Below are 16,087 nucleotides of genomic sequence, written 5' to 3'. Positions count from 1 at the left end.
GGGACGACCGAAAGTGATGCGGGTGGACGCGAAAGACATGGGTGCCGACCTTGAAAAGGTGCTCATCACCAAGGAAGAGATCGACGCGAAGCTGGCCGAGCTGGCCGCGAAGATCGACGCGGAGTACGCGGGCAAGGACCTGCTGATCGTCGGCGTCCTCAAGGGCGCGGTGATGGTCATGGCGGACCTCGCCCGGGCGCTGTCCACCCCCGTCACCATGGACTGGATGGCCGTGTCCTCCTACGGCGCGGGCACCCAGTCCTCCGGTGTCGTACGGATCCTCAAGGACCTCGACACCGACATCAAGGGCAAGCACGTCCTGATCGTCGAGGACATCATCGACTCCGGTCTGACCCTGTCCTGGCTGATCAACAACCTCGGCTCGCGCGAGCCCGCCTCGCTGAAGGTGTGCACGCTGCTGCGCAAGCCCGACGCCGCGAAGGTCGCGATCGACGTCGAGTGGGTCGGCTTCGACATCCCCAACGAGTTCGTCGTCGGCTACGGCCTCGACTACGCCGAGAAGTACCGCAACCTCCCGTTCGTCGGTACGCTCGCGCCCCACGTCTACGGCGGCTGAGCCGGACCGGGTGGTGTGAGCCACTCGGCTCAGTCCTTGTAGGACGATCGGGAACCCCGGCGGGTTCCGCGCCGTTGAAGCATGCAGAGACGGGCTTCGCAGCCGTCCGAAGCACCTTCGTGCGGCTTCGGGCAACCATGCTGGGGTACCGTCAGAAGAACTGTCTTATCAAACTCACTATGGCAGGAGGGACGGGGCGGCACCGCTCCGTATGGATGGACGTGAAGCGATACTTCCGTGGGCCGGTCATGTGGATCGTGCTGGCCGTCCTTGCCGTGGTCGTGTTGATGCAGGTCGTCGGCTCGTCCGGCGGCTACAAGACGGTGGACACCGGCCAGGTCATTGCGGCGATCAATGACAACAGGGTCCAGTCGGCCAAGCTGACCACAGGCGACGAGCAGACCGTCAAGGTCACTCTCAAGGACGGCCAGAAGGTCGACGGCAGCTCGAAGATCCAGGCGAGCTACATCGGCGACCAGCAGGGCACCCAGCTCGCCACCAAACTTCAGACCAAGTACGAGAGCAAGCAGATCCCGGACGGCTACACGGTGTCGCCGTCCAAGCAGAACCCGTTCGTCGGCGTCCTGCTGTCCCTGCTGCCCTTCGTCCTGATCGTGGTCGTCTTCCTGTTCCTGATGAACCAGATGCAGGGCGGCGGCTCCCGGGTCATGAACTTCGGGAAGTCCAAGGCCAAGCTCATCACCAAGGACACCCCGAAGACGACGTTCGCCGACGTCGCCGGCTGTGACGAGGCCGTCGAGGAGCTCCACGAGATCAAGGAGTTCCTGCAGGAGCCGGCCAAGTTCCAGGCGGTCGGCGCCAAGATCCCCAAGGGCGTGCTGCTCTACGGCCGCCCGGGTACCGGCAAGACGCTGCTCGCGCGCGCCGTCGCCGGCGAGGCGGGCGTGCCGTTCTACTCGATCTCCGGTTCCGACTTCGTCGAGATGTTCGTCGGTGTCGGTGCCTCCCGGGTCCGTGACCTGTTCGAGCAGGCCAAGGCGAACGCCCCGGCGATCGTCTTCGTCGACGAGATCGACGCGGTCGGCCGCCACCGCGGCGCCGGCCTCGGCGGTGGTCACGACGAGCGCGAGCAGACCCTGAACCAGCTGCTCGTCGAGATGGACGGCTTCGACGTCAAGGGCGGCGTCATCCTGATCGCCGCCACCAACCGGCCCGACATCCTCGACCCGGCGCTGCTGCGCCCCGGCCGCTTCGACCGGCAGATCGCGGTCGACCCGCCGGACCTGCAGGGCCGTATGGAGATCCTCAAGGTTCACCAGAAGGGCAAGCCGGTCGCGCCCGACGTCGACCTGGCCGCCGTCGCCCGCCGCACCCCGGGCATGACCGGTGCCGACCTCGCGAACGTGCTGAACGAGGCCGCGCTGCTCACCGCCCGTGGCGACCAGAAGCTGATCGACAACAAGGCGCTGGACGAGGCGATCGACCGCGTGGTCGCGGGCCCGCAGAAGCGGACCCGGATCATGTCGGACAAGGAGAAGAAGATCACCGCGTACCACGAGGGCGGTCACGCCCTGGTCGCGGCGGCCTCGCCGAACTCCGACCCGGTCCACAAGATCACGATCCTGTCCCGCGGCCGCGCCCTCGGCTACACGATGGTCCTGCCGGACGAGGACAAGTACTCGACCACGCGCAACGAGATGCTCGACCAGCTCGCCTACATGCTGGGCGGCCGCGCGGCCGAGGAACTGGTCTTCCACGACCCGACCACCGGTGCCGCCAACGACATCGAGAAGGCCACCAACCTGGCCCGCGCGATGGTCACGCAGTACGGCATGACCGAGCGGCTCGGCGCGATCAAGTTCGGCGGCGACAACAGCGAGCCGTTCCTCGGCCGTGAGATGGCTCACCAGCGCGACTACTCGGAAGAGGTCGCCGCGCTGGTCGACGAAGAAGTCAAGAAGCTCATCGAGACCGCGCACAACGAGGCCTGGGAGATCCTGGTCGAGAACCGCGACGTGCTCGACCAGCTCGTTCTCCACCTGCTGGAGAAGGAGACCCTGGGCAAGGAGGAGATCGCCGAGATCTTCGCCCCGATCGTCAAGCGCCCGCCGCGGCCCGCGTGGACCGGCTCCTCGCGCCGCACCCCGTCCACCCGCCCGCCGGTGCTCTCCCCGAAGGAGCTGGCACTGACCAACGGTGCGAACGGCGCGACGGCCGCGATCAGCACGGTCAAGTCCACGGCCGCCGAGTCCGCCCCGGTGACGGAGCAGACCCCGGAGGACCGCCCCGAGCACTGACCGCTTTTCGGCCAAAGAGGCCGGAATGAACGCCGCACCCACCAGGTTTTAGCCTGGTGGGCGCGGCGTTCGTATGTCCGCAGGAAGGCGTGTGGCCGCCGCCACGCGTCAAGGCACAGGAACGAGGAACCACATGACCGACCCCGTGACGCTGGACGGTGAGGGCACCATCGGCGAGTTCGATGAGAAGCGTGCCGAGAACGCCGTACGCGAACTGCTGATCGCGGTCGGCGAGGACCCGGACCGCGAGGGTCTGCGCGAGACCCCGGCCCGGGTGGCGCGGGCGTACAAGGAGATCTTCGCGGGCCTGTGGCAGCAGCCGGAGGACGTCCTGACGACGACGTTCGACATCGGGCACGACGAGATGGTGCTCGTGAAGGACATCGAGGTGTACTCGACCTGTGAGCACCACCTGGTGCCGTTCCGGGGGGTGGCCCACGTCGGCTACATCCCGTCGACGTCCGGAAAGATCACGGGACTGTCCAAGCTGGCCCGGCTCGTGGACGTCTACGCGCGCCGCCCGCAGGTGCAAGAACGTCTCACCACGCAGATCGCGGACTCCCTCATGGAGATCCTGGAGCCCCGGGGCGTGATCGTGGTCGTGGAGTGCGAGCACATGTGCATGTCCATGCGCGGTATCCGCAAGCCGGGGGCGAAGACCATAACGTCGGCCGTCCGCGGTCAGCTGCGGGACGTCGCCACCCGGAACGAGGCCATGAGCCTGATCATGGCCCACTGAGCCGAGGTGCGAGGAGACCGGCGGTCACGCCGCCGGCTCCGCCCCCGAGTGGTTCTGGTCCTCGTCCTCCGGGAGCTTGCACACGCGCTCCAGGAACAGGGCCGCCACTATCACCGCGATGCCCGCCAGGACCGAGAAGCCGGCGTAGATGGCCTGGTCGCGGCGGGCCGGGAGGTCCAGCAGCTCCAGCAGGAAGGCGCCCGTGCCGCCGTACATGCCGGCGACGAGGGCCGCGACCAGGGCGCTGGCCTGGCCGAAGACGACCGCGCGGGCGGCCATCAGCGGATCGACCCCCTTGGCGCCGGGGCGGCGCTCGCGCTGGGCCTTCAGCCGGGCGCGCAGCGAGAGCGCCGTCGCGAGCAGGACTCCGGCGATCAGGGCCAGCACGATGGGGGCGGCCAGGGGGACGCTGGGGAGGGTCCCGATCGAGTTCCAGAGGCGGGCGCCCGCCCAGGACAGGACTCCGGCCACGACGAACACGCCGGCCAGCACCCTGATGCGCAGCTCTCTCACGGTGTCCCTTCAGCTCCCCCGGACCGGCCCGGACTGGGTCGTGTCGACCTTGTCGTCTTGACCTTAACGACTCGTCACCTTGACCTTAACGACTATTCGGGCAGTCGGAGTTCCAGGTCCGCTCGCGGCGCCACGCCCTCACGCGTGACCGCCGAGAGCAGATCGGCCACCTTGCCGCGGCCGGGCAGCTGGGCCTGCGGGTCCACGTCGTGCCAGGGCGCGAGCACGAAGGCGCGTTCGTGGGCTCGCGGGTGGGGCAGGGTGAGCTGCGGGTCGTCGGAGGTGACGTCGGCGTAGGCGACGATGTCGACGTCCAGCGTGCGCGGGCCCCAGCGCTCGTCGCGGACCCGCTTGAAGGCCTCCTCGACGGCGTGCGCCCGCTCCAGCAGGGACGCGGGGGGCAGGGTGGTCTTCAGGACCACGACCGCGTTGAAGTACGACGGCTGGCTGCCGGGCTCGACGCCCCACGGCTCGGTCTCGTAGACCGGGGAGACCGCTTTGACGCGCACTCCCGGGGTGTCCTCCAGCGCGTCGACGGCGCCCTGGAGGGTCTCCAGGCGGTTGCCGAGGTTGGAGCCGATGGAGATGACGGCCCACTTCGGGTTCTGCAGGGTCGTGTCGGCGGCGTCGACCTGCTCGACGACGGAGGCGGGCACCGGCTGGACGGTCGGGTCGCTGTGACCCTGAAGGAAAGGTCGGGTCATACTCGGCTCCGGGTGATGGTGACGGTCACGTCGTCGAAGGGGACGGTGATCGGCGCGTCCGGCTTGTGGACGCACACCTCGACCTGCTGGACCCCTTCGTGCTTCAGGCAGGTCTGCGCGATCCGCTCGGCGAGCGTCTCGATGAGGTTCACCGGCTCGCCCTCGACCACGGCCACGACCTCCTCGGCCACGATGCCGTAGTGCACGGTCTTCGTCAGGTCGTCGTCCGCCGCGGCCGGCCGGGTGTCCAGCCCGAGGACGAGGTCCACGATGAAGGTCTGGCCCTCCTCGCGCTCCTTGGGGAACACACCGTGGTGCCCGCGGGCCTTGAGGCCGCGCAGCGCGACACGATCCACGCGAATCACTCCTGCAATCGTCGGGAAGGGCCGGCCCGTACCGCGTGCGGGCGGCACACCGGCCTGAAGACGAATCTACCTGCGGCCACTGACACAGCCGGGTCGCGGAGCGGCGGGCCCGCACGGGGACCACGAGGGTTCATCTCGTGTTTCCCCTGGGAAACCCGGCCGCGCCATGGGCTGGAAGCCGCTCATACCCGGAGGTAGGTGATTCCAACCACTTCTGTGCCCGCTGCCCGGTCAGGACAGGGGCCCGCCGTCCGGATTCGTACCGTTCGTGCCGGGCTCGTCGTCCGCGGTGTCCTCGGTCTCGTCGCTCTCCGCCATCACGGGGGAGGCGTGGTGCGCCCAGATCTTCCAGCCGGAGGGCGTGCGCCGGAACACGTTCGTGGCGACGACGAGCTGGCCGACCAGCGGTCCCAGCTCCGCGCCGTCCTCCGGGGCGGGGCCGCCGCTGAGGATGTTCTCGGTGCACGTCACGAGCGCAGTGTCGCCGGTCACGGAGACGTGCACGTCCGTGAGGAAGAACTGGATGTAGTCGGTGTTGGCCATGATCAGGGCGTACGACCTGAGGACCTCGCCGCGGCCGGTGAGCACCGGCCAGCCGGGGTGCACGCAGGAGATCACGCCGGTGTCCGCCGGATCGTGGTACTCCTCGTCCACGCCCAGGTCGCCGGGGCTCAGCCAGAGCGAGGACAGCTCCTCGAAGTCGCCGCGCTCCATCGCCTCGTAGAAGGCGGTGTTGGCGGCCTCCACCTGCTCGACATCGGTGTGGGGGGCGCTCACCGCTCGCCTTCCGCCCCGTGCTCGCTTCCCGCGCCCAGCGCTGTGCCAGGCGCTGTGCCCGCCATGCGCGCCTCCTCCACGGCGCGGGCGACGCGGACGGCGTCCGCGGTGGCGCGTACCTCATGTACGCGTACGGCCCATGCGCCGGAGTGCGCGGCGAGGGCGGAGACGGCGGCCGTGGCGGCGTCGCGCTCCCGGGCCGGCGGGGGAGCACCCTCCGGGCCGGCCAGGACACGGCCGAGGAACCGCTTGCGGGAGGCGGCCACGAGCAGGGGGTGGCCGAGGGCGCGCAGCCGGTCGAGGTGGGCGAGGAGGACGAGGTCGTGCTCGGCCTCCTTGGAGAAGCCGAGGCCGGGGTCGACGACGATGCGGTCAGGGGCGACGCCACCCGCGAGAACAGCCTCCACGCGCGCGTGCAGCTCGTCCACGACTTCGGCGACGACGTCGTCGTAGACGCCCTTGACGTTGCCGCCCTCCAGGAAGCCGCGCCAGTGCATGACGACGAACGGGGCGCCCGCGGCGGCGACCACCGGGATCATCGCGGGGTCGGCCAGGCCGCCGCTGACGTCGTTGACCAGGGCGGCACCGGCCGCGAGGGACTGCTCGGCGACGGAGGCGCGCATGGTGTCGACGGAGACGGCCACGCCCTCGGAGGCGAGGCCGCGGACCACCGGGATGACCCGCCGGAGCTCCTCGGCCTCGTCCACGCGCGTGGCGCCCGGCCGGGTGGACTCACCGCCGACGTCGACCAGGTCCGCGCCCTCGGAGACGAGATCCAGGCCGTGTTTGACGGCGGTCGTCGTGTCGAACCAGCGGCCGCCGTCGGAGAAGGAATCGGGGGTCACATTCACGACGCCCATGACCGCGCACCGGTCCCATGCCGGAAGCCCTGCCACCTGGCCGCGCCCGCTGTGGTTGTTCATACGTTCAGCGTAGGCCCAGGAGCGCGCCGTGAACGGCGGCGGCCCGGCCGGAAGCACCCGTGCTGGAGGGGTGGGGCTTCCGTCCGGGCCTGTCCTGGGCCGCGCTACGCGATCCATTCCGTGCCGTGCCGTGCCGTTCAGGCTGCGCGCATGTCCCGTTCCGCCACCGCGTGCGCGCAGGGGCGCTCGGCGGCCGCCCTGCGCCGGCGCAGGAAGCGCGGAAGAGGCAGGGCGAGGGTGACGAAGCCCTCCGCCTGCATGGCGGCGAAGCCGATGCGGGGCAGGTCGGCGGAGTGGCGGTAGACCACGAAGCGGGGCTCCCAGCGCGGCTGGAACTTCGCGTTGAACTTGTACAGCGACTCGATCTGGAACCAGCGCGAGAGGAACACCAGCAGCCCGCGCCAGGCGCGCAGCACCGGACCGGCGCCGATCTTCTCCCCGCGCGCGAGGGCGGAGCGGAACATCGCGAAGTTCAGCGAGATCCGGGTGATGCCGAACTTCGGCGCGGCCTGGAGAGCGGCGACGATCAGCAGCTCGTTCATGCCCGGGTCGGCGGAGCGGTCGCGGCGCATCAGGTCCAGCGAGACGCCGTCCGTGCCCCAGGGCACGAAGTGCAGGATCGCCTTCAGGTCGCCGTACTCGCCGGGCTCGTCGTCCTGCTTGTGGGCGGTGGCGATCAGGCAGTCGCCGTCGGCGGCGTCGCCGACGCGGCCGAGCGCCATGGAGAAGCCGCGCTCGGTGTCGGTGCCGCGCCAGTCGTCGGCCGCCCGCCGGATGCGGTCCAGTTCCCCGTCGCTGAGGTCACGGATGCGCCGCACCCGGGTTTCGTAGCCGGCTCGCTCGATGCGCTTGACCATTTGTCGGACGTTGCGCATCGCGCGTCCGGCGAGCGAGAAATCCGCGACGTCCACCACCGCCTCGTCGCCCAGCTCCAGGGCGTCAAGGCCGGTCTCGCGGGTCCACACCTCGCCGCCCGTCTCCGAGCAGCCCATGACGGCCGGGGTCCAGGAGTGGGCCTTGGCCTCGTCCATGAAGCGCTCGATGGCGCCGGGCCAGGCCTCGACGTCGCCGATGGGGTCGCCACTGGCGAGCATCACACCGGAGACGACGCGGTAGGTGACCGCCGCCTTGCCGCTGGGCGAGAAGACGACCGCCTTGTCGCGGCGCAGCGCGAAGTGGCCGAGGGAGTCCCGGTGCCCGTGCTTCTCCAGCAGCGCGCGCAGTTTCGCCTCGTCGTCCTCGGTGAGCCGCGCGGCGGGGTGCTCGGGGCGGAAGGCCAGGTAGATCGTGGTGACGGCAGTGATCCAGCCGAGCGCGCCGAGGGAGAAGGCCACCGTCCAGGAGGCGTTGCCCGAGTAGTCGACCGGGCCCTCGAAGCCGAACAGGCCGTAGACGACGTGCGTCAGTCGGTCGGCCAGGCTCGGGTCGCCGATCGTCCGGTGCGGGTGGACGCTGACGATGATGAGTCCGAGGACGAGGGAACCCGCACTCATGAGGACGAAGTTGGCCAGCGCCCGCCACCGGCTGCGCGGGTCCGGCAGTGCCGCGAACTCGCTCCGGTGCCGCAGCAGCGGTACGAGCAGCGCGACGGCGATCAGCACGCCGGCGATCGAGTGGCGGTACGCGAACTGCGCCGCGGCACCCGCCGGCAGCAGCGCGACCGCGGCCCGCCAGGCCCGGCGCTTGCGCCGCCCGAGCCCGTGCGCGAGCAGCAGCAACAGCACACCGGCGCTCAGCGAGAGCGCTGCGGCGAAGGGCCCGAACGAGCCCGGCAGCACCTCGGCGATCGCGTGCATACGGCTGTGACGGAAGCGCGGGAACACGCCCGCCGCAATGTCCAGGACGCCCACGAGCGCGGCCGCCCTGCTGACCAGGGTGGGAACGGCCTCGGGGCGCGGGCCGCGCAGTATGCGGCGCGCCCGACTGGATCGGCTCGGAACCTCGCCCGACAATTCCCCATCTATCCTGACAGACATCGCATCCCGTAGTTCTGCGAGAGACCTTGAACCCGGGCCCGATCGGGCATCCGGCGACATTGCGCCCTCTAGGACGGTGTCTCGGGGGGAGAGGTTCACTCCTCACCGGAAAGTCGGGTCAAAGGCCAAGGAAAGCCCCGGGCAAGGTCTCGCAATAAGTGCGGGTGGCAACCGGGCGGAGAGCGCAGGCAGGTAGCAGTCCATGGGTCTGACGAGCAACAAAGTGCTGATGCTGGCGATCGTGTTCGCCGTCGTGCTGTTCGCCGGCACGGTGTGGCTGTGGCCGCGACTGGCCCGGCAGAGCTGGCGGTCGATCGGCGGACGGATCGGTCTGCTGCTGACCACCCAGCTGGCGATCTTCGCCTCGGTCGGTCTCGCCGCCAACCAGGCCTTCGGGTTCTACGCCAGCTGGGCGGACCTGTTCGGCCAGGAGACCGGCCAAGGTGTGGTCGTCGACCATATAGCGGGTGGCGGCAGGACCGGCCCGATCCAGGTGGTCTCCACGTCCCGGGTCGTGGGCGTGAGCAGCTCGCTGCCGACGGTGGCCGGGCAGGTGCAGAAGGTCGACATCATCGGCCGCACGACGCACCTGACCTCCCCGGCGTACGTGTATCTGCCCCCGGAGTACTTCCAGCCGCAGAACCACGCGCGCAAGTTCCCGGTCTCGGTCATCCTCACGGGTTACCCCGGCACCGCCGAGGCGCTGGTGAACAAGCTGAACTACCCGAGCACGGCGCAGCAGCTGGCCAAGAGCGGCAAGATGCAGCCGATGATCCTGGTGATGCTGCGGCCGACCGTGGCGCCGCCGCGGGACACCGAGTGCGTGGACATCCCCGGCGGTCCGCAGGCCGAGTCGTTCTTCGCCAAGGATCTGCGCGACTCGGTCATGGCTCAGTACCGGGTGGACAAGACGCCCGCGAGCTGGGGCATCATGGGCGACTCGACCGGTGGCTACTGCGCGCTGAAGATCGCCATGCACAACCCGAAGGCGTACGCGGCCGCCGTCGGCCTGTCGCCGTACTACAAGGCGCCGATCGACCCCACCACCGGGGACCTCTTCCGCGGCAACAAGAACCTGCAGAATCGTGCCAACCTCTTCTGGGCCATCCAGCATCTGCCGGCGCCCGAGACCTCGCTGCTGGTCACGAGCAGCAAGGTCGGTGAGCACAACTACAAGGACACGCTCAAGTTCATCCAGGCCGTGCAGGACTCGAACGTGACCAGGATCTCTTCGATCATCCTTCCGAGCGGCGGGCACAACTTCAACACCTGGAGGCGGGAGATCCCGGGCGCGCTGCAGTGGATGAGCACGAAGCTGGTCTCGAACTGAGGCCCCTCGGCCTGACGCCCCGTGAAGCCCGCCGTGTGGCCGTGTTTTTACGGGGCGGGGGTCCGCGATTCGCCTACGCGCGGTAAGTTTCTGGCCATGCCACGTGGACGCCACCGCCATTCCCCACCTCTGCACCGGCTGTTGCCTTCGTCGGCGATCGCCGGTGTCTCCGTCGTCTGCGCGCTGGGTCCCTGGGTGTTCTCCGAGGCCACGGTGTTGCGCGCGCTGGCAGCGGCCGCCGCGGCGACGGCCGTCGTCGGCGCGGTCGTGATGCGCCGCTGGGACGCGCAGGCGGGCAAGCAGGTCGCCGAGCTCACGCGCGCGCGTGCCAGCGACGAATGGCGCAACGAGGAGCGGGTCGCCGAGCTGGAGACCGACCTGGAGGAGTCCCGCGAGCTGCGCGCGAAGCTGGAGCAGCGGCTGCGCGCCAAGCGCGCCGAGCTGGCGGGCCTGCGCAACGAGCACGCCGCCCTGCTGCGCCGCTACGCCACGGCGGAGACCGAGCGCGCCAGCGCCCTGGAGGGACGCCGGCTGCTGGAGATCGAGGCGGCCGTGCCCTCGTCGGCACCCGCGCTGCCGCCCGCGCGCAGCGCCGAGCCGGAGCCGGCGCCGACGTCGGCCGAGGCGAAGGGCGTGATCGAGGCGGCCGACGGGGACGAGCCGCAGGCGTACGCGGTGTTCTCGCCGGAGGGCGCCCAGCTGTACCGGAGCGCTCTGACCGCCCTGGCCCGGTTCGAGCGGGAGACCCCGGCTCAGTCCGGGGCCGAGTCCGCTTCCGTGTCCGAGTCCGCTTCCGTGTCCGAGTCGGCTTCCGTGACGCCGGGTGGCGAGGCGGCTGTTGAGGCCGTGGCAGCCGAGGCCGAGGCCGTCGAGGAGTCCGAAGAGGTCGAGAAGGCCGAGGAGGCCGAGGAGGACGGGACCGGGGCGGAGGACTCCGTCGCGGACGTCGCCGTCGCGGCCGATGCCGATGCCGATGCTCCTACGGCCATTGCGGACGAGGCCGATTCCGCCGCCAAAGGAGAAGACGCCGGGGAACACGCCGGAGACGGGGCCGCGGAGGGCGCCGCGGACAGCGTGACGGACGGTGCCGGTGAGGACGAGGCGCGGGAGCGCTCCACCGCGGCCGACGGGTACGCGCGTGTGGCGGGCTCGGCCGCCGTGACCGCGCCGGCCGAGCCCGCCAAGCCGGTGGGCCGGCCGCCCGCCGGGCACTTCACGGTGCCGACCGCGGTGGCCGTCGTACCCGCCGCACCCGCGCGACGCCCGCTGGTCCAGGGCGGTTTCGACTTCTTCGGCACCCAGAAGGCCGAGCCCAGGGCGGCGCTGGACTCCGTGCAGAACGAGGACCTCGCCGATGTCGTCGGCCAGGAGGCCCTCGCCGTGCACAAGGCCGAGACCGAGGGCGAGTTCAAGGACGCCGACGCACGGTCGCAGGGGGTCGGCCAGATCATCGACCTGACGGCACACGACGAGACCGAGCAGATCGACGTCCAGGGGCTGCGCAGCGCGGCTTCCTGAGGACGCGGTCGTACGAGGTCCGGGCCCGGCTTCCCCGAGGGGAGCCGGGCCTCATGTCATCCAGCGGTCCGGGCGGGCGTCCCGGCGTCCGGTACGGGACCTGTCGGCCTGCTCGTGCAGAAGCCGTACGGCTTCCTCGGCGTCCCGCTGCCGGGCCGTCACGGTCTTTCCGGCGCCGTTGTCCACGTGGATGTCGGCGAGCCGCCACAGCCGCTGCCAGGGCCCCTGGCGCAGCCGTACGCTCTGCACCTTGGCGTGCGGGACCAGCGAGAGCCGGCGGCGCAGCAGACCGTGCCGGGTGACGAAGACCGTGTCGGTGACCGCGAGGCGGTGGCCGCGCCACCACACCGGCACGCACCAGCGGGCCCGCCCCGGCGGCCGCGACATGGTCCGGGGCACCGTCACACCCGGCAGCACGCGCGCGATGACCGACTCGGCGACCGCGCGCGGGGCGACCGGTATCAGCACCGAGTCGGCGGACCCGGCCACGTCCAGCTCCACCCGCACCCAGCCGAGCCGCCGCCACAGCAGCGGCTCCACGATCCGTACGGTCTGCACCCGGCCGGGCGGCACCGTCTCGTGCGTACGGTCGAGCAGGCCATGGTCGATGCGCAGTCCGTCCGGGGACTCGCCCACCTTCCAGTCGAACTCGGCGACGAACCGCCGCGCGCCGCTCGCGCCGGCCCCGCCGAGCAGCGGCAGCGCGGTCGCGAGGACCGTCACCAGGTTGTGCGTGGTGAGCCACAGCACGGTCGGTACGACGAGCGCGGCGCAGAGCGAGCCCCAGGTGGCGGCCGTCAGAATCAGGGAGAGCGCGAGCGCTCGCGGGGGCACGCGCAGCAGCTCGTGCGCCGGCGCCTCGCCTATTTCACGCGCCCTCTCGGGTGCGAAACCCGCCGCGCGCGCGAGCAGCTCCGCACGCAGGGCGCGTGCCTCCTGCTCGCCGAGGAAGGCCAGTTCGTCCTTTTTGTCGGCGCCGACGACGTCGATCCGCAGCTTCGCGACGCCCGCCACGCGTGCGAGGAGGGGGCGCGAGACGTCCACGGCCTGGACGCGCTCCAGCCGGATGTGCGCGGTGCGCCGGAACAACAGGCCGGTGCGGATGCGCAGTTCGGACTCAGTGATCGCGAAGTGCGTGAACCACCAGGACAGGAAGCCGTACAGGCCGGCCGTCGGCACCAGGACCGCGAGCCCCAGCAGGAGCATGGTGTCGGTCAGCTTCGCCAGCTGGACCTGCGCGCTGTTCGGGTCGTGCGCCGCCCAGCCGACCAGTACGGCGACCGGCGCCCAGGCCCGCCGGAAGGGCGTGACCGGGTGCAGCCGGCGCTCGGTCACGGGCGCGCGCCCCTCGGCCCCGTGTGCGCCTTCTCCGGCGCCATGGGCATCCGCGGCGTCCGCGGCGGCTGTGCGGTCGCCGGGGTCCGCGGTCGTCACAGGCCCGCCGATCGTGCCTCGCCCAGCTCGGTGAGCCGGTCCCGCAGCCGTTCCGCCTCGGCCGGGTCCAGGCCGGGGATGGTCGCGTCGGTCTTGGCGGCCGCCGTGTGCAGCTGCACGGTGGCCAGCCCGAAGCGCCGCTCCACCGGACCGGAGGTGACCTCCACCAGCTGCATCCGCCCGTACGGCACGACCGTCTCCTCGCGCCACAGGACACCGCGGCTGATCAGCAGGTCGTCCGCGCGCTCGGCGTACCGCCACGAGCGCCAGTTGCGCCCCAGCAGCCGCCAGCACCACGCGGCGCACACCACGGGCAGCAGCGCGAAGGCCGCCCACGCGGGTCCCGCGAGCAGCCCGGGCAGCAGGCCCGCGGCGAGCGCGAGGGCCGCCGTCCACATCACGAGCAGCAGCCGCCGCATCCGCAGCAGGCCCGGCGGCAGCGCCCGCCACACCGGCTCGTCCCCCGGTATCCCCGCCATCCCCGCCTCGGGCGGGCTCCCCGTTTCCATGGGCCCAGCGTACGTAGGGGAAACTGGGGCCATGACTCCTACGACCCAGACCACGGTCGGGATCGGCGGCGCCGCGGAGAGCACCGACATGGTGCTCAACATCGGCCCCCAGCACCCGTCCACGCACGGTGTGCTGCGGCTCAAGCTGGTGCTGGACGGGGAGCGCATCGTGCGCGCGGAGCCGGTGATCGGCTATATGCACCGGGGCGCCGAGAAGCTCTTCGAGGCGCGCGACTACCGGCAGATCATCGTGCTCGCCAACCGCCACGACTGGCTGTCGGCGTTCTCGAACGAGCTGGGCGTGGTCCTCGCCGTGGAGCGGATGCTCGGCATGGAGGTGCCCGAGCGGGCGGTGTGGACGCGCACGCTGCTCGCCGAGCTGAACCGGGTGCTGAACCACCTGATGTTCCTCGGCTCCTATCCGCTGGAGCTGGGCGGCATCACCCCGGTGTTCTACGCGTTCCGCGAGCGCGAGGTGCTGCAGAACGTGATGGAGGAGGTCTCCGGCGGGCGCATGCACTACATGTTCAACCGGGTCGGCGGCCTCAAGGAGGACCTGCCGGCCGGCTGGACCGCACGCGCGCGTGCCGCCGTCGCCGCCGTGCGCTCGCGCATGGACGTCTTCGACGACCTGGTACTCGGCAACGAGATCTTCCGGGGGCGCACGCGCGGAGTCGGTGAGCTGGCGCCGGAGACGGTGCACGCCTACGGCGTGAGCGGCCCCATCGCGCGTGCTTCGGGCGTCGACTTCGATCTGCGCCGCGACGAGCCGTATCTGGCGTACGGCGATCTCCAGGACACCCTGAAGGTCGCCACCCGCAGCGAGGGCGACTGCCTCGCCCGCTTCGAGGTGCTCCTGGAGCAGACCCACAACGCGCTCGACCTCGCCGACGCCTGTCTGGACCGGCTCGCCGAGCTGCCGCCGGGGCCGATCAACCAGCGCCTGCCCAAGGTGCTGAAGGCGCCCGAGGGGCACACGTACGCGTGGACCGAGAATCCCCTCGGCATCAACGGCTACTACCTGGTCAGCAAGGGCGAGAAGACGCCGTACCGGCTGAAGCTGCGCTCGGCCTCCTACAACAACATCCAGGCGCTGACCGAGCTGCTGCCGGGGACGCTGGTGGCCGACATGGTGGCGATCCTGGGGTCGATGTTCTTCGTGGTCGGCGACATCGACAAGTAGGCCGACCCCGGGAAACCGGCCGGCTCAGGTGAGCGGGTCCCGGATGCCGACCGGCTGCACCAGCCAGCCGAAGTCGCCGAGCCCGCCGGACGCGGTGAGCTCAGCGGCCTCTCCGGCGTTCGCGAGGGCGCGCACGTAGGCGGAGGGGTCCGTGGAGGCCAGCGCGAGTGGGGGGCGTGCGCCGGTGATGCCCAGGGCGTGCAGAGCAGCGCGTTGCGCGAGCAGGCCCGCGGGGGGCAGTGCACGCGCTGTGGTGGGGGGCTCCTGCGCTGCGCCGTGGGGTGTGCGCGCCGTGTTCGGGAGCGTGCGTGCTGTGCCATGAGCGGGGCGCGTGGCGCCAGGTGCCGCCGCGCACGCGTCCAGGGCGACGTGGGCCGTGATGTCGCAGGAGCCGTCCGGCACGGGTGCCGTCTCGCGGCCCTCCCGGAAGCCGGTGAGCGTGCCGAACGGGGGGCGCGTGGCGGTGGTGTGCGCGTAGTCCACGGCCACCGCGAGCCCGCGCACCACCCGGTCCACCACCGACGCCCACGCCAGGTCCCGGGGCAGTCCGATCTCCGCGCGCAGCCCCTCCTCGGCGGGCAGCGGCCACCAGCGGGCGAGCCAGTCCGCCTCCGCGCCCGTCACGGGCTCCCCGAGCCGCTCGGTGCCGTCCTGCGCGACGAGCACCAGCCGGGGCACGCCCGCGGAGTCGACCTCGGCGACGTCCACGGGCACGTTGTCCAGCCACTCGTTGGCGAAGAGCAGCCCGGTGACGGCGGCCGGGGGTTCGGCGAGCCAGGTGATGCGGGCGTCCAGGCCGGGCGGGCGGTCGGCGAGTTCGACGGCGTACCCGCGCGCGCGTGCGGCCACGTCGGCCGGCAGGGCGTCGAGCACCCCGGTGACCAGTTCGCCCCGGCCCGCTCCCATGTCGACGAAGTCCAGCACGGCGGGCCGCCCCAGGGCCTCGTCCACCCGGCACAGCAGCCGGGCCACGGCCCGCGCGAACAGCGGGGAGGCGTGCACGGACGTACGGAAATGGCCGGCCGGGCCCTCCGGACGCCGGTAGAAGCCGCCGGGCCCGTACAGCGCAGCCTCGGCCGCCGCACGCCAGCCGCGCCGACCGTGCCCGTCCTGCGGGCCGCCGCCGGGACCGTCGCCCGCAGGGTCCCCGGGGGCCGGTTCCGCGTCCCGCGCCGTTTCATCCGTCACCGGAACAGACTAGGCGCACAGATGATCACTTCCTCCACCTTGCGGAGTACGCCCACCGGGCGTGGATCGGCCCTCCGGTTGACCCCTGCACGC

At 71.3% G+C, this 16,087-nt stretch carries 15 protein-coding genes; 6 read left to right on the top strand and 9 right to left on the bottom strand.

Going from position 1 to position 16,087, the window contains the following annotated elements:
- Nucleotides 1-16 precede the first annotated feature (16 nt).
- The 3 genes from hpt to folE all read left to right on the top strand — a co-directional run bounded on the left by hpt (nucleotide 17) and on the right by folE (nucleotide 3,574).
- A complete protein-coding gene (gene hpt, locus O1G22_RS18630; protein WP_225097220.1) occupies nucleotides 17-577 on the top strand; it encodes a hypoxanthine phosphoribosyltransferase in 561 nt (186 codons plus the stop codon).
- Nucleotides 578-792: 215 nt separating this feature from the next.
- Nucleotides 793-2,835, top strand: coding sequence for an ATP-dependent zinc metalloprotease FtsH (gene ftsH, locus O1G22_RS18625; RefSeq protein ID WP_225097219.1), 2,043 nt, complete (start codon nucleotides 793-795; stop codon nucleotides 2,833-2,835).
- A 133-nt stretch (nucleotides 2,836-2,968) separates the two neighbouring features.
- Complete coding sequence (folE, locus tag O1G22_RS18620) at nucleotides 2,969-3,574, top strand: GTP cyclohydrolase I FolE (RefSeq protein ID WP_270082369.1); 606 nt, start codon at nucleotides 2,969-2,971, stop codon at nucleotides 3,572-3,574.
- A gap of 24 nt (nucleotides 3,575-3,598) precedes the next feature.
- On the opposite strand, the gene O1G22_RS18615 is transcribed toward folE, so the two are convergent.
- The 6 genes from O1G22_RS18615 to O1G22_RS18590 all read right to left on the bottom strand — a co-directional run bounded on the left by O1G22_RS18615 (nucleotide 3,599) and on the right by O1G22_RS18590 (nucleotide 8,808).
- Complete coding sequence (locus O1G22_RS18615; RefSeq protein ID WP_270082368.1) at nucleotides 3,599-4,087, bottom strand: DUF3180 domain-containing protein; 489 nt, start codon at nucleotides 4,085-4,087, stop codon at nucleotides 3,599-3,601.
- Nucleotides 4,088-4,179: 92 nt separating this feature from the next.
- A complete protein-coding gene (gene folK / locus O1G22_RS18610) occupies nucleotides 4,180-4,791 on the bottom strand; it encodes a 2-amino-4-hydroxy-6-hydroxymethyldihydropteridine diphosphokinase (RefSeq protein ID WP_270082367.1) in 612 nt (203 codons plus the stop codon).
- Nucleotides 4,788-5,147: a dihydroneopterin aldolase gene (gene folB, locus O1G22_RS18605; protein WP_225097215.1), complete on the bottom strand. Its 360-nt coding sequence runs from the start codon at nucleotides 5,145-5,147 to the stop codon at nucleotides 4,788-4,790. Before folB ends, folK begins: the two co-directional genes overlap by 4 nt.
- A gap of 240 nt (nucleotides 5,148-5,387) precedes the next feature.
- Complete coding sequence (locus tag O1G22_RS18600) at nucleotides 5,388-5,933, bottom strand: nuclear transport factor 2 family protein (RefSeq protein ID WP_270082366.1); 546 nt, start codon at nucleotides 5,931-5,933, stop codon at nucleotides 5,388-5,390.
- On the bottom strand, nucleotides 5,930-6,856 hold the full coding sequence (folP, locus tag O1G22_RS18595; protein WP_270082365.1) for a dihydropteroate synthase: 927 nt from the start codon (nucleotides 6,854-6,856) through the stop codon (nucleotides 5,930-5,932). Before folP ends, O1G22_RS18600 begins: the two co-directional genes overlap by 4 nt.
- A 137-nt stretch (nucleotides 6,857-6,993) precedes the next feature.
- Nucleotides 6,994-8,808 carry a phosphatidylglycerol lysyltransferase domain-containing protein gene (locus tag O1G22_RS18590; protein ID WP_270082364.1) on the bottom strand — a complete coding sequence of 605 codons (1,815 nt, stop codon included), beginning with the start codon at nucleotides 8,806-8,808 and terminating at the stop codon, nucleotides 6,994-6,996.
- A 226-nt stretch (nucleotides 8,809-9,034) separates the two neighbouring features.
- Between O1G22_RS18590 and O1G22_RS18585 the strand changes: the two genes are divergently transcribed.
- Together O1G22_RS18585 and O1G22_RS18580 are read left to right on the top strand one after the other, a co-directional pair.
- A complete protein-coding gene (locus O1G22_RS18585) occupies nucleotides 9,035-10,162 on the top strand; it encodes an alpha/beta hydrolase (RefSeq protein ID WP_270082363.1) in 1,128 nt (375 codons plus the stop codon).
- A gap of 96 nt (nucleotides 10,163-10,258) precedes the next feature.
- On the top strand, nucleotides 10,259-11,680 hold the full coding sequence (locus O1G22_RS18580) for a coiled-coil domain-containing protein (protein WP_270082362.1): 1,422 nt from the start codon (nucleotides 10,259-10,261) through the stop codon (nucleotides 11,678-11,680).
- Between the two features lie 51 nt (nucleotides 11,681-11,731).
- On the opposite strand, the gene O1G22_RS18575 is transcribed toward O1G22_RS18580, so the two are convergent.
- Together O1G22_RS18575 and O1G22_RS18570 are read right to left on the bottom strand one after the other, a co-directional pair.
- On the bottom strand, nucleotides 11,732-13,114 hold the full coding sequence (locus O1G22_RS18575; RefSeq protein WP_428986379.1) for a PH domain-containing protein: 1,383 nt from the start codon (nucleotides 13,112-13,114) through the stop codon (nucleotides 11,732-11,734).
- A complete protein-coding gene (locus tag O1G22_RS18570) occupies nucleotides 13,111-13,623 on the bottom strand; it encodes a PH domain-containing protein (protein WP_225097209.1) in 513 nt (170 codons plus the stop codon). Before O1G22_RS18570 ends, O1G22_RS18575 begins: the two co-directional genes overlap by 4 nt.
- Nucleotides 13,624-13,654: 31 nt before the next feature.
- Between O1G22_RS18570 and O1G22_RS18565 the strand changes: the two genes are divergently transcribed.
- Nucleotides 13,655-14,806: an NADH-quinone oxidoreductase subunit D gene (locus tag O1G22_RS18565; RefSeq protein WP_270082361.1), complete on the top strand. Its 1,152-nt coding sequence runs from the start codon at nucleotides 13,655-13,657 to the stop codon at nucleotides 14,804-14,806.
- Between the two features lie 24 nt (nucleotides 14,807-14,830).
- Here O1G22_RS18565 and O1G22_RS18560 read toward each other — a convergent pair whose 3' ends face one another.
- The gene (locus tag O1G22_RS18560) at nucleotides 14,831-15,994 is read right to left on the bottom strand and encodes an SAM-dependent methyltransferase (protein WP_428986378.1); all 1,164 of its coding nucleotides are present in this window, start codon (nucleotides 15,992-15,994) and stop codon (nucleotides 14,831-14,833) included.
- Between the last annotated feature and the right edge of the window lie 93 nt (nucleotides 15,995-16,087).

Source organism: Streptomyces camelliae (assembly GCF_027625935.1).
Lineage (GTDB): Bacteria > Actinomycetota > Actinomycetes > Streptomycetales > Streptomycetaceae > Streptomyces > Streptomyces camelliae.
The sequence above is the reverse complement of the archived record's forward strand: the minus strand, read 5'-3'. Positions and strand labels throughout refer to the sequence as shown.

Excerpts from the sequence above, each read along its gene's own strand:
- hpt (WP_225097220.1), top strand. The coding sequence starts at position 17 with ATGCGGGTGGACGCGAAAGACATGGGTGCCGACCTTGAAAAGGTGCTC.
- ftsH (WP_225097219.1), top strand. The coding sequence starts at position 793 with ATGGACGTGAAGCGATACTTCCGTGGGCCGGTCATGTGGATCGTGCTG.
- folE (WP_270082369.1), top strand. The coding sequence starts at position 2,969 with ATGACCGACCCCGTGACGCTGGACGGTGAGGGCACCATCGGCGAGTTC.
- folK (WP_270082367.1), bottom strand. The coding sequence starts at position 4,791 with ATGACCCGACCTTTCCTTCAGGGTCACAGCGACCCGACCGTCCAGCCG.
- folP (WP_270082365.1), bottom strand. The coding sequence starts at position 6,856 with ATGAACAACCACAGCGGGCGCGGCCAGGTGGCAGGGCTTCCGGCATGG.
- O1G22_RS18585 (WP_270082363.1), top strand. The coding sequence starts at position 9,035 with ATGGGTCTGACGAGCAACAAAGTGCTGATGCTGGCGATCGTGTTCGCC.
- O1G22_RS18580 (WP_270082362.1), top strand. The coding sequence starts at position 10,259 with ATGCCACGTGGACGCCACCGCCATTCCCCACCTCTGCACCGGCTGTTG.
- O1G22_RS18570 (WP_225097209.1), bottom strand. The coding sequence starts at position 13,623 with ATGGAAACGGGGAGCCCGCCCGAGGCGGGGATGGCGGGGATACCGGGG.
- O1G22_RS18565 (WP_270082361.1), top strand. The coding sequence starts at position 13,655 with ATGACTCCTACGACCCAGACCACGGTCGGGATCGGCGGCGCCGCGGAG.